Source organism: Larkinella rosea (assembly GCF_003858635.1).
Classification (GTDB): Bacteria; Bacteroidota; Bacteroidia; order Cytophagales; family Spirosomataceae; genus Larkinella; species Larkinella rosea.
This window is the reverse complement of the sequence record NZ_RQJO01000009.1, coordinates 108,261-120,118: the sequence shown is the minus strand read 5'-3', so window position 1 is coordinate 120,118 and position 11,858 is coordinate 108,261. Positions and strand designations below refer to the sequence as shown.

At 50.7% G+C, this 11,858-nt stretch carries 12 protein-coding genes; 7 read left to right on the top strand and 5 right to left on the bottom strand.

Annotated features, from left to right (window positions below; translation table 11 throughout):
• Nucleotides 1-162 precede the first annotated feature (162 nt).
• A complete protein-coding gene (locus EHT25_RS16465) occupies nucleotides 163-1,854 on the top strand; it encodes an AMP-binding protein (protein WP_124876244.1) in 1,692 nt (563 codons plus the stop codon).
• A gap of 159 nt (nucleotides 1,855-2,013) precedes the next feature.
• Here EHT25_RS16465 and EHT25_RS16460 read toward each other — a convergent pair whose 3' ends face one another.
• Nucleotides 2,014-2,421: a T9SS type A sorting domain-containing protein gene (locus EHT25_RS16460; protein ID WP_124876243.1), complete on the bottom strand. Its 408-nt coding sequence runs from the start codon at nucleotides 2,419-2,421 to the stop codon at nucleotides 2,014-2,016.
• A 441-nt stretch (nucleotides 2,422-2,862) separates the two neighbouring features.
• Nucleotides 2,863-3,774: a nucleotidyltransferase family protein gene (locus tag EHT25_RS16455; protein WP_124876242.1), complete on the bottom strand. Its 912-nt coding sequence runs from the start codon at nucleotides 3,772-3,774 to the stop codon at nucleotides 2,863-2,865.
• 242 nt (nucleotides 3,775-4,016) lie between these two features.
• Here EHT25_RS16455 and EHT25_RS16450 point away from each other — a divergent pair, with 242 nt between their 5' ends.
• From EHT25_RS16450 to EHT25_RS16425, 6 genes are all read left to right on the top strand, one after another.
• Entirely contained in the window at nucleotides 4,017-5,195 is a 1,179-nt protein-coding gene (locus EHT25_RS16450; protein WP_124876241.1) for a homogentisate 1,2-dioxygenase, read from the top strand.
• A gap of 13 nt (nucleotides 5,196-5,208) precedes the next feature.
• The gene (gene hppD / locus EHT25_RS16445; RefSeq protein WP_124876240.1) at nucleotides 5,209-6,345 is read left to right on the top strand and encodes a 4-hydroxyphenylpyruvate dioxygenase; all 1,137 of its coding nucleotides are present in this window, start codon (nucleotides 5,209-5,211) and stop codon (nucleotides 6,343-6,345) included.
• Nucleotides 6,342-7,172 carry a phenylalanine 4-monooxygenase gene (phhA, locus tag EHT25_RS16440; protein ID WP_124876239.1) on the top strand — a complete coding sequence of 277 codons (831 nt, stop codon included), beginning with the start codon at nucleotides 6,342-6,344 and terminating at the stop codon, nucleotides 7,170-7,172. The genes hppD and phhA overlap by 4 nt, the downstream gene beginning before the upstream one ends.
• Before the next feature lie 78 nt (nucleotides 7,173-7,250).
• Nucleotides 7,251-7,688: a MarR family winged helix-turn-helix transcriptional regulator gene (locus tag EHT25_RS16435; protein WP_124876238.1), complete on the top strand. Its 438-nt coding sequence runs from the start codon at nucleotides 7,251-7,253 to the stop codon at nucleotides 7,686-7,688.
• Nucleotides 7,685-8,866 carry a fumarylacetoacetase gene (gene fahA / locus EHT25_RS16430; RefSeq protein WP_124876237.1) on the top strand — a complete coding sequence of 394 codons (1,182 nt, stop codon included), beginning with the start codon at nucleotides 7,685-7,687 and terminating at the stop codon, nucleotides 8,864-8,866. The genes EHT25_RS16435 and fahA overlap by 4 nt, the downstream gene beginning before the upstream one ends.
• Nucleotides 8,867-9,080: 214 nt before the next feature.
• Entirely contained in the window at nucleotides 9,081-9,443 is a 363-nt protein-coding gene (locus EHT25_RS16425; protein ID WP_124876236.1) for a DUF1801 domain-containing protein, read from the top strand.
• Nucleotides 9,444-9,514: 71 nt separating this feature from the next.
• Here EHT25_RS16425 and EHT25_RS16420 read toward each other — a convergent pair whose 3' ends face one another.
• The 3 genes from EHT25_RS16420 to EHT25_RS16410 form a co-directional block, all read right to left on the bottom strand.
• Nucleotides 9,515-10,297, bottom strand: a complete 783-nt coding sequence (locus EHT25_RS16420; protein WP_124876235.1) for a ferritin-like domain-containing protein — start codon at nucleotides 10,295-10,297, stop codon at nucleotides 9,515-9,517.
• Between the two features lie 13 nt (nucleotides 10,298-10,310).
• A complete protein-coding gene (locus EHT25_RS16415; RefSeq protein WP_124876234.1) occupies nucleotides 10,311-11,024 on the bottom strand; it encodes a ferritin-like domain-containing protein in 714 nt (237 codons plus the stop codon).
• 188 nt (nucleotides 11,025-11,212) lie between these two features.
• The gene (locus EHT25_RS16410; RefSeq protein ID WP_124876233.1) at nucleotides 11,213-11,824 is read right to left on the bottom strand and encodes a DUF6624 domain-containing protein; all 612 of its coding nucleotides are present in this window, start codon (nucleotides 11,822-11,824) and stop codon (nucleotides 11,213-11,215) included.
• Nucleotides 11,825-11,858 lie beyond the last annotated feature (34 nt).

Sequence of the window (11,858 nt, the reverse complement as noted above, 5' to 3'; positions counted from 1 at the left end):
ATTAGGTAACCTAAGTATTGTCAGAAAATTGCGAACCTGTCCTGTATGAAACCGACTACCTGCCCTTTCAGGGCTGTTAACTAAGTATTTCCACATTATCTACAATTATTTCAAAAACAAATACTATTTTACATCTTTAAAATCCAGCCCAACTTTTTTGTTATGAATACGCTACGCTCTGATTTCCGAAAAGGACAGACGCTGCTTGACTATTTCTATTATTGGGAGCAACAACAACCCAAAAAAGTCTACCTGCGGCAGCCCGAAGACGACCGATATCGCGACTATACCTGGCGCGAAGTTGGAAAACAGGCCCGCACGTTGGCATCCTACCTGAATTCGCTCAATCTTCCCCCAAAAAGTAACATTGGTCTTATCTCGAAAAACTGTGCCCACTGGATCATTGCCGATCTGGCCATTTTGCTGAGCGGTCACGTTTCGGTTCCGTTTTATCCGACCCTGACTGCCAGCCAGTTGCATCAAGTTGTCAGTCATAGCGGTTGTGAGGTATTATTCGTGGGGAAATTGGATAAATGGGCTGAGATGAAAGTCGGTGTGCCGAAAACCATGCATTGCATTGCCTTTCCGCCCCTCGTTTCGGCCGCCCCGCCCGACCCGGATCACGCGCAGTGGGATGATATTCTGGCCCGGTTTGAACCCATGACGGATAATCCGCAACCCCATTCCGACGATTTATTTACCATTGTGTATACGTCCGGTACGACGGGAAGTCCAAAAGGCGTGATGATGCCGTACAAAGCCATGATCAGCGCCATCGACTCGACCAAGCCGCTGATGGGCATCGATGTGCCTGACCCCCGTTTTTTTTCGTATCTGCCGCTTTGTCACGTTGCCGAACGGAACATAGTGGAAGCCCTCAGCCTCATTACGGGCGGCACGGTGTATTTTGTCGAATCAATGGCCACGTTTGCCCGAAACCTCGCGGTCGCCCGACCAACGCATTTTCTGGGCGTTCCGCGCATCTGGCTCAAATTTCAGCAAAACATTCTAGCCAAAATACCGCAGGGGCGACTCGACCAATTGTTAAAAATCCCGCTGATTTCCGGTTTCATTAAACGAAAATTGCGCACGGCGCTCGGCCTGAACGACGCCCGAATCATTCTGACGGGAGCCGCTCCGACGCCGGTGGCCCTGATCCGGTGGTTTCGGCAACTGGGCATTACGATTCAGGAAGCTTACGGTATGACCGAGAATCTCGGCGTGGTGTCGCTGATGCACGCTAATGTCATCAAAGACGGCACCGTCGGGATGCTTTACAGTGGGATTCAGGTCAAGTTCGATCCGGTTACGGGTGAATTGTTGACCCGTTCCGATTGGACGATGCGGGGCTATTTCCGCGAACCGGAAATGACTGCCGCGGCTCTGGACTCCGACGGTTGGCTCCATACCGGCGACGTTGGCAAGTTGGATGACGACGGTTTTTTAACAATAACCGGTCGGGTCAAGGAAATCTACAAAACCACGAAAGGCGAGTTTGTTGCTCCGGCGCAGATTGAAACCGGTTTTGCGGATAATACCTTTGTCGACCAAATCTGCGTGGCCGTGCAGCAGTTGCCGCAGCCGATCGCCCTCATTGTATTGTCGGAAACCGGTTTGAAAGCCGACAAGAACGTGGTTTCGCAAAGCCTGGAAGAAACCATTAAAGCCCTGAATCCGAATCTGCACACTTACCAGCGGGTCAAAAAAGCCGTCATCGTGAAAGAACCGTGGACGGTCGACAACGACATGATGACACCCTCACTCAAAATAAAACGCAGAATCATCGAATCGCGCTACGAACCCCACCTGCAACCCTGGTTTGAGCGGGAAGAGATGGTGATCTGGGAAGGGTGAGGTGTTAATGACCATCGACGATCGACGATTGACCATAGTCTTTCGTCAACGGGCAATCGTCAAAAAAATCGGAACCGATCAGGTTTAAAAGCCTGATCGGTTCCGATTTTTACAAAGGTGGACGAGAATTAGTGGGGAAGAGCGGAAAGGCCCAGGGGCTTAGTTCCGCGCCAGAACCACACGGCTCACTTGCGTTTTGATGGCGAATGACTGAGAAACTTTCTCTTTGCCAAACGATACTTCAATGACATATTTGCCGTCCGCCAATTGCGAGAAGTCATACACGCGACCCGATTGATCAGCCTTGGCCAGCGTTCCGTGGTACAGTTTGTTGTTCGAATCGTCAACAATTGAAACCACAATTTTATCATCAATCGGTTGATTGACCGATACTTTGAATTTCAGGTTACCAACTTCCCGGATCGAAACGCCAGATGCTTTTACTTCAGCTTTCGGGCCATCCAGTACACGGGCGTTTGCTGATGAAGGAGCAACTGCCAACAGCGTCGTTGCGGCCAGCATCGCCAGGCCCAACTTGACATTATTATTTACAAAATTCGTTTTCATGGTTTTTCTACAGGTTGTATTCAGACACTTGATATAGTACAATAAACTAAATGCTTACCTTACTCAATCCTTGTCAACTCCTTTGTTGATACAAATTTATACAACATTGAATACAAGTCAATTACCAAATTGTTAAGAACCGAAAAGTTGTTTATAATTTGAAGGTAAAACTTACCAAAATACAATACTTTACGGTTGTTTACTACTAATACTTTAAATAGTGAAATGCCATTTTTCCCGGAGAAATACCAGGTTTTATAAAAAAGTACAATTCATTCGTCCGGGAATGAAAAAAGCCCGAAACGGGCGGTTTCGGGCTTTTGCGGTTTTTTGAATTTAACCACAGAAATTATCTTATTTTGTCGTAATCAAAGCCAATTTTCCGATTTTCAGGGTTAAAATAAAGTTAGCTCGCTCGGAAATGGTACTGATTTTCAAAAACTACCATAAGTTTGAAGGGTACTTTCCTTCGTCGTGCAGTCGTTTGAATGAAGCCTGAACCAGCGGCTTGTCTTCAGGGTACGTCACCCCAAACCATTCCGAGCGACTGCGGAATACTTTACACCGGCCCTGGTTGCGGTGGATCAGATTCGTCATAATGGTCGGAATATAAAATTCGGCTTTCGGCGAATTAAAATTAGCCCGTGCATACTCCGCAAACTGCTCCTGAGCCTGCGGAAAAACCGCCGGTTTGAATCCCCAGAAATTCATCGAAACCGGCGTTTCGGGGGCCAATACCGTTAAACCATCCGACTCTTCAAATACGATCTCACCAACATTGTCTCCTTCAGACTGCCGGTAAATCTTGGTGCGCTCGATAACCGACGACAGCGTTTCATCCGCATTCAGGTCGCAGACGCCCCGCGAAACCGAACCGTAGTCCGACAGCGTATTCTGAACTTCGTAGCCCACTAGTGAATGCAAATCTTCCTCGGTGTTGTTTACCAGGAAATCGGCCAGAATCTGAAACGCTTCCTGCCCGTAAAAATCATCGGCGTTGATCACCGCAAACGGCGTATCGGTTTGCTCCCAGGCACACAGCATCGCGTGGCCCGTTCCCCACGGTTTGGTCCGCTGAATAGCCCCCAACTCGTCCGGCACGTAGGAATTCAGCGCCTGAATGGCAAAATCCACTTCAATTTTACCCGCCAGTTTCGGCAGAAAAATAGCTTCAAAATCTTTTCGCAATTCTTCGCGGATGATGAATACGACTTTGCCAAAACCGGCCCGAATGGCATCATACAAGGAATAGTCGATGATCGTTTCACCGTTCGGACCAAATTGATCCAGTTGTTTGATTCCACCGTAGCGGCTGCCAATACCGGCGGCCAAAATCAGAAGTGTGGGTTGCATCAGGTTCGTTTTCAGATGATAAATCAATAAAGGTGCTAAGCGCGGGCAAAAATAAGGAAATGCAGCTTGGTCTCTATAGCGGTTTTCATTAAATGCTTTTTAGGTCCGAAAAATCCATAAAATCAGTTTATAAGAAAATTTATTCCTGAAATTGTTCAATATATTCAATAATTGACGTTATAATTGTAAGTAAAACAATAATTAGTAAAGCAAGTATTATACGCCTAAATTCCGCCAGCGCCATGCCATTTTACCATACCTTAGGTCAAATTCCGCCCAAACGGCACACGCAGTTTGAAAAACCGCCGGGGCCGGCCGGGGCCGTGAATCTGTATTACGAGCAATTGTTCGGCACCATTGGTTTCGAAGGCATGTCGTCGCTGCTCTACCACGTTCACCGGCCCACAATGGTGAAAGCCGTGCTGGGAAGTGTGGACACAACGCCGGTTTTGGCCGTCGAAAAGAACATTCTTTCGCGCAAACTGATCGGTTTCAATCTGGAACCCGTGCAGGCCGATTTTCTGGAAAGCCGTGTGCCTTTATTACTAAATAAAGATGTACTAATCGGATTAGCTGCCCCAACCCGTTCCACGACCGACTATTTTTACAAGAACGCCGACGCCGACGAACTGCTGTTCATCCACCGGGGTTCGGGAAAACTCCGCACTTTACTGGGCACCATTCCGTTCGAATACGGTGATTATCTGGTCATTCCGCGCGGCATGATCTACCAGATCGAGTTTGACGCAGGTACCCAGCCGCGTTTGTTGTATGTGGAGTCGCACTCCCCGATTTATACGCCCAAACGGTATCGAAACCAGTTTGGCCAGTTGCTCGAGCATTCACCCTTTTGCGAGCGTGATATCAAACGCCCGCAAAACCTCGAAACCCACGACGAAGCCGGCGATTTTCTGATCAAGATCAAGAAACAGGGGGCACTTCATTCGCTGGTGTATGCCACGCACCCGTTCGATGTCGTGGGTTGGGACGGCTACAATTTCCCGTACGGTTTTTCCATTTTTAATTTTGAGCCCATTACGGGACGCGTCCACCAGCCACCGCCGGTGCACCAGACGTTTCAGACCGACGCGTTTGTGGTCTGCTCGTTCTGTCCGCGGCTGTACGATTATCACCCGAAAGCCATTCCGGCCCCCTACAACCATTCCAACATCGACTCCGACGAAGTGATTTATTACGTCGACGGCGATTTTATGAGTCGCAACGACATTGCGCCGGGCCACATCACACTGCATCCGGGCGGGATTCCGCACGGGCCGCACCCCGGTGCGATGGAACGGAGTATTGGCAAGAAAGAAACGCAGGAATATGCCGTGATGGTCGATACGTTCCGCCCGCTGATGCTGACGGAAGCGGGCCTGCAAATTGACGATGGAAAGTATTACAAATCCTGGATAGAATAACTCATCAACACCTATGGAAACGTTGGAATTACCGGAAACAAAACCGGTTTCAGATTCAAAAATCGACTTTTTACCGCTCAACGGTACCGATTACATTGAGTTGTACGTCGCCAACGCCCGGCAGTCGGCGCATTATTTTCAGACGGCGTTCGGGTTTCAGCCACTGGCCCATGCCGGACTGGAAACCGGTTGGCGGGATTGCGAATCCTACGTCGTGGTGCAGGGAAAAATCCGGCTGGTGCTGACCTCGCCCCTGCACGGCGGCACCGAAATCGGCCAGCACATCGACAAACACGGCGACGGTGTTCGGGTAGTGGCGTTGTGGGTCGACGACGCAACGAGTGCGTTCGAAGAAACCGTTAGCCGGGGAGCCGCTCCTTTCATGGTTCCCGCGCGCGAGGAGGATACCAACGGTTTTGTGGTTCGGTCGGGAATTCACACCTACGGCGACACCGTGCATATTTTTGTGGAGCGGAGCCAGTACAAGGGCGTTTTCCTGCCCGGTTATCAAGCCTGGCAACCCGAGTATCAACCGGAGGATGTGGGTCTGAAATACGTCGATCACATGGTCGGTAATGTGGGCTGGAACGAAATGAACACCTGGGTCAGTTTTTATGCCAACGTCATGGGATTCAATCAGTTGGTTTCGTTCGATGACAAAGACATTTCGACCGATTATACGGCCTTAATGAGTAAAGTCATGAGTAACGGCAACGGGCGCATCAAATTCCCGATCAACGAACCGGCCGAGGGTAAAAAGAAGTCGCAAGTGGAAGAATACCTGGATTTTTACGGCGGGCCGGGCATCCAGCACATCGCCGTGGCGACGGACGACATCGTAAAAACCGTAACGGATTTGCGCGACCGGAGCGTCGAATTCCTGAAAGTACCGGACACCTACTATGACGACCTGCTCGGCCGCGTAGGCCACATCGACGAGGAAATGAACGCACTACGCTCGCTCGGCATTCTGGTCGACCGCGACGACGAAGGCTATCTGCTCCAGATTTTCACCAAACCGGTCGGGCCCCGCCCGACGCTGTTTTTCGAGATCATCCAGCGAAAAGGGGCCAAATCATTCGGAAAAGGCAATTTCAAAGCCCTCTTCGAAGCCATCGAACACGAACAGGAACTTCGAGGTACATTGTGACCGGTTTTCAGTTTACGGGTTTCGCCGGGCCGGCGTTTCGGTGGCCCGGCAAAACCCGTAAACTGGAAACCGTAAACTATAAAATCATGAGCCAAGCATATCACACCTACACCGCCGACGACCAGGCCGTTTGGCGGTTGCTGTTTGAGCGGCAGATGAAGTTGTTGCCGGGCAAAGCCAGCCAGGAGTATCTGGATGGAATCGGGCAGGTTGGTTTTGTGGCGGATCACATTCCGAACTTTGAGAAGGAACTGAACCCGCGCCTGCTGCGACTAACCAACTGGCGGGTTTCGGCGGTGCCGGGGTTGATCTCCAACCGGGATTTTTTTGAACTGATGCAAAACCGCAACTTTCCGGCTACCACCTGGTTACGTCGGCGCGAACAACTGGAGTATTTGCAGGAACCGGACATGTTTCACGACACCTTCGGGCACGTTCCGATGCTGTCGAATCAGGCGTTTTGTGATTTTCTGGCCGCTCTAAGCCGAATTGCACTGGCGCACGTCGATCATCCGGAAGCCATCGAAATGATTTCGCGGCTGTATTGGTACACGGTCGAATTCGGGCTGATTCAGGAGCCTGCGGGCTCGGGTCGCGATCGGCTGCGGATTTACGGCGGAGGCATTTTGTCTTCCACCGGCGAAACGTCGTACAGCCTGTCGAGTCCGCAACCCGAACGCGTTCCGTACGACGTTGGAACGCTGCTGCGAACGCCGTATGTGATCGACCGGTTTCAGGATCGGTATTTCGTGATCGACTCGTTTGAGCAGCTCTACCATTCCATCCCGGAAATTGAAGGGAAGCTCGAAGAATTGTTAGTCAGTTAGTTTGGACTACTTTTGCAGTTGGATTTGTCACGGGGCATTGCCTTGTGACCAAAGAACCTGTTAACGGCTAACTGACGAATGACGCATCCTTCCGATCACCGGGCTTACTTTTTTAAGATTGACACGACCATTAAAAAGATTCGGAATGCGCTTCAGAAGCAGTTCAACGAAACCGGTTTTGATCTGACGGTCGATCAATGGGTACTCATCGATCACCTCTACCGCAATCCCGGCATCAGTCAGAACGTGCTGGCCGACCTGACCACGAAAGATGCCCCGACCGTCACCCGGATGATCGATTTACTCTGCAAAAAAGGCCTAACCGAACGGCGCATGGCCGAAGACGACCGCCGGAAATTCCTGATTTTTCTGACGCCCGAAGGTCAGGCCAAATACGACGAAGTACTGCCCACGGTGGTCGATATCCGGCGGAAAGGCTGGGGCGACCTCAGCGAGGAAGATTACCGGCATTTTGTCCGGATTATGGATTCGATTTACAATAACATCAGTGAATGACGCTTCCCTACGGCATATTCAGCACCGCAGGTTCCAGCCCGCGCGTTGGCGTACAACTTGGTAATCAGATTCTTGATCTGGACATGGTCGGTCGGCTCGCTTTTTTCGATGACCTGGAAATTGACCTTGCGGTTTTTACCAAACCGGTTCTGAACGACTTTATGGAACTGGGAAAAACCGCCTGCCAGGCCGTTCGGAAACGGCTGATCGAGTTGCTGAATGATCCCGAAAAACCGCTCGACGGTTTCGGCGATTTTGTCTTCATCGACGCAGCATCGGCGACGCTTCACCTGCCGATTCGCATTGGCGATTACACCGATTTTTACGCCAGCGAAGAACACGCCAGCAATGTCGGCCGCATGTTTCGGCCGCAGGCCGAACCGTTATTGCCCAACTGGAAGCATCTGCCGGTGGCCTATCACGGCCGGGCTTCGTCCATCGTGGTTTCCGGAACACCGATCAAGCGCCCCAACGGGCAGTTTTTAGGCCCGGATCAGCAACCGGTTTTCGGGCCGTCGAGGGCGCTGGATTTTGAACTGGAGTTGGGAATCGTGATCGGAAAACCGTCGAAACTGGGCGAACCGGTTTTGGTTGACGAAGCAGAGTCGCACATTTTTGGTCTGGTTTTGTTCAACGACTGGTCGGCGCGCGATATTCAACGCTGGGAATACCAGCCGTTGGGCCCTTTTCTGGGCAAGAATTTTGTGTCTTCCATTTCACCCTGGGTCGTTCCCCTGGAAGCACTTGACCGGTTTCGCATCGACGGCCCCAAACAGGAACCAACTCCGCTGCCTTATCTGCAATCAACCGGAAAAAAGCACTTTGACATCGAACTGGAAGTAGTCTTAAAAACGCCCGGAAATCCGCAGGAAATCGTAATCAGCCGGACCAATACCTGTCACCTCTACTGGAATGCGGCCCAGATGATTGCCCACCACACGGTCAACGGTTGCAACCTGAACGTCGGCGACCTGCTGGCCACCGGAACCATTTCAGGTTCATCACCAGATAGTTACGGTTCATTACTTGAATTGTCCTGGAATGGAAACCGGCCGCTGACACTTCCGAACGGCGAAACCCGAACATTCCTGCACAACGGTGACACGGTTATTTTTCGTGGATGGGCGGGCGATGACGAAGTCAGCTTCGGCGAAGTGATCGGTAAAATCAACGCATAAGTCACGCTGCCGCTCCTTACCTGCCCGACCGGTTTTTATCCGAAAACCAGAAAATCACTTTTATTCCGCGAATCGAATCGTTATCCAGCGAATAGCGCTATAAACGGTCTCCTGAAGCCTCTAAACGAGATTTTGTTGTATTAAACAATTAATATCGGCGCGATTATTGCACTTTTTTTGGATAAACTGTAGTTTTACCAAACTAAACCCGCGTATGACAAAACCCGTTGAAACCTTCCTGGCCGACTACAAACCCGAAGTTCGTGACCTTGCTCTCAAGGTTCGGGAGTTGGTACGAAGCATCCTGCCGGAAGCACACGAATCGGTGCACACCGGCTACAAAACCATTACGTACGGAACCGGACCCCGTATGTCGGATGAAATCTGTTACATCGCTCCGCTCTCCTCAAGCGTCAATCTGGGCTTCAACTACGGCACCCAGTTGCCCGACCCCAATGGTTTGCTAAAAGGAACCGGCAAACTGCTGAGGCATTTTAAATTTGAATCACCGGAAGACGTTTCCACGCCCGGCATTCCGGAGCTGCTGGAAATCGCCAAAAACCACGGAAAGTTTTAAAACCGCTTTCCCGTAATGCAAAAAAGGAAACTGAGCGGTTCAGTTTCCTTTTTCATTTTCATACAGTCAATTTACACAATGAACAATTTGGCAACCGGCAACACCTGCTCCATCGACAGGGGTTCGTCAAACGCTTCCGTAGCCGCGTTTTTGCTAATTTTCGTTCCCGCCATTAATTCAAGCATCGTAATATCGACAGTTCCCTGCATGACATTGTCTTCACCCGAATAAATTGCGGCTGGTGTTCCTCCGCCGTCGTTATTGGTAATCCAGCCTTTCTGGCCGCGCAACCGGCGCACAACCGAAGCATGACGGGCTTCAACGGCGTGAATCTGCAAGGCATAGGTCAGCAAAGCATCATCGGCCATCAACGCCGTAGCCTGCCCTTTGTAGGCCCGAACACCCGTGTCTTCAAAAGCTTGTGACAAGGCCAGAAACGTTTGGTAGTTCGTAAAAACATCCTTGAATGTGCCTTTGGCCGTAAAATCAAAGGTGGGTTCTGCTGCGGCATTGGCGGCCAGAGCGCCCTTCAAAAAAGCAACGTGTTGTTGTTCGTGTTTGCCAATCTGCGTAAAAACCGCCTTATCAGCCGCCGGAATCACGGTGGAAGCCAGTGCCGTCGCATAAAACTTATTCTCCAGGTATTCCAGTGTCAGGGCGTAATTCAGCACATCGGTAATGGCATCTTTTGGACCGGCATACGATTTGGTGAGCAACGTAGCCGCAGCTACCGGCACCGCCGAAACCGCCAGTGAGGTTAGCTGGCCGAACATTTTCCGGCGATTGAAACTGACGCGTTCGCCAAGCTCCGGGTCAACTTTTTCCAGTTTTCCAAAAATATCAAACAAATTCATGGGTTCTCAGGGCTTATTTGGTTGGGAGATTCATTCCACTGATGATCGTCTTGATGAAGGGCTGAGCCGCAGTCAATACCGTATTGAAGTCGTTGACTTTCTCCAGACCATTGCCATCGATGAGGGCATCGGGCGCAAAATCAGCGGTTTTTGGATTGAGCAAATCGCGGATAGCGGCAGCGTGACGGGCCTCGACCGAAACGATTTTTCCGGCCAGCAGTAAATAATCCTTGTTCATAATGAACTTACCCGCGCCATTGTAGGCCGACACGCCGAGATCTTCAAACGTTTTGGCAGCGCCCAGGACACTGGCGCGATCGGTGAAGGTGATGGCCGAAAAATTGACTTCCAGCGCCGGAATAGCCGCTGCTCCCAGGGCCGCTTTCAGAAATTCGCGGTGCGCAATTTCATGATCCCGGATGTCGGTCAGCAGTTGCAGTTCAGCCGCCGGCATGCTGGCATAAGGGGTTTTAACGACCTGCGTATAAAAAGCCGCTTCCAGTTGCTCCAGGGCGTAGGCATAATTCAGGATGCCGGTATCGTCCTTTCCCAAATCGACCGCGCCGTCGGCCACGGGAGACATGTCGTCGTCTTTATTACAGGCTGAAAGCAAAGCGGTGGAGGTGATTACCGAGACACCGGCAATTCGCAGAAAAAACCGTCGCTTAACCGGCTCAAAAATCAGCCCGGTTAATCCCGTTTTACGTTGCAAAGGGGAGTTTTCCATGATGTTGAGAAATTAATTATAACTCCTCCACACATATTGTGAAGTTGTTGATACCTACGCGAAGAGTTCTGCTTTGGATTGGAGCGGTTCGTCAAAAACCTTTTTTTCTGACGAACCGGCACCGGTTTCAAGCGGCAAAAACCCTTCACTCAGGCAAATTTCTCAAGTGGTTTCCTCGCCGAAAACCGTTACTTCTTCACCCCCATCCGGGCCAGATACGCCGACATCGGCTCCAGTTCCATCTGCTTGCGACGCTGATCGACATTGGCCTCATCTTCAATCGGATACACATCTTTCTGACCTTTATTGTTGATGTGAATCTGGGTACCATACACCTGTTTTTCTTTCTTCTGAACTTTTACCTGATCGGTCAGAAAAGCCACCCCGGCTTTGTCCAATTCGCCTTTTTGAGCGGCCTCCGTCACCATCGGCAGGTATTTTTCGTGAATCGCCCGATCCGTACTGTGCTGAATGATCAAAAAAGCCACCTGATCCAGCGGCTGCCCGACCACACTTTTGCCCGGATAACCGCCTACCTGGGAAATGATTTTCTCCACTTCGACCAGGTGTTCTTTGTCCATATCCTTGATTTTCTGCCGGGCGTCCTGTGCTTCTTTCGCGCCCCAGCCGTATTGGCGTTCGATGGCGTCATATGCCGAGCGTTCTTTCTGGTCTTTTTCGTAAATCTGCGTCAGCCGCTTGCGGGCATCCGCGATCGCAGCGGTATTTTTAGTGGCCTGTGCCCAGACATTGGCACCGATGAAACACAGAATGAGCAGAGAGAGGAATTTCGTTTTCATGATTGTAAATCAATAGCTTAACGTGGTTTTGATA

Bases quoted from the DNA above. Each gene is read 5' to 3' on its own strand.
- EHT25_RS16465 (WP_124876244.1), top strand. From the start codon at position 163: ATGAATACGCTACGCTCTGATTTCCGAAAAGGACAGACGCTGCTTGAC.
- EHT25_RS16460 (WP_124876243.1), bottom strand. From the start codon at position 2,421: ATGAAAACGAATTTTGTAAATAATAATGTCAAGTTGGGCCTGGCGATG.
- EHT25_RS16455 (WP_124876242.1), bottom strand. From the start codon at position 3,774: ATGCAACCCACACTTCTGATTTTGGCCGCCGGTATTGGCAGCCGCTAC.
- EHT25_RS16450 (WP_124876241.1), top strand. From the start codon at position 4,017: ATGCCATTTTACCATACCTTAGGTCAAATTCCGCCCAAACGGCACACG.
- hppD (WP_124876240.1), top strand. From the start codon at position 5,209: ATGGAAACGTTGGAATTACCGGAAACAAAACCGGTTTCAGATTCAAAA.
- EHT25_RS16435 (WP_124876238.1), top strand. From the start codon at position 7,251: ATGACGCATCCTTCCGATCACCGGGCTTACTTTTTTAAGATTGACACG.
- fahA (WP_124876237.1), top strand. From the start codon at position 7,685: ATGACGCTTCCCTACGGCATATTCAGCACCGCAGGTTCCAGCCCGCGC.
- EHT25_RS16425 (WP_124876236.1), top strand. From the start codon at position 9,081: ATGACAAAACCCGTTGAAACCTTCCTGGCCGACTACAAACCCGAAGTT.
- EHT25_RS16420 (WP_124876235.1), bottom strand. From the start codon at position 10,297: ATGAATTTGTTTGATATTTTTGGAAAACTGGAAAAAGTTGACCCGGAG.
- EHT25_RS16415 (WP_124876234.1), bottom strand. From the start codon at position 11,024: ATGGAAAACTCCCCTTTGCAACGTAAAACGGGATTAACCGGGCTGATT.
- EHT25_RS16410 (WP_124876233.1), bottom strand. From the start codon at position 11,824: ATGAAAACGAAATTCCTCTCTCTGCTCATTCTGTGTTTCATCGGTGCC.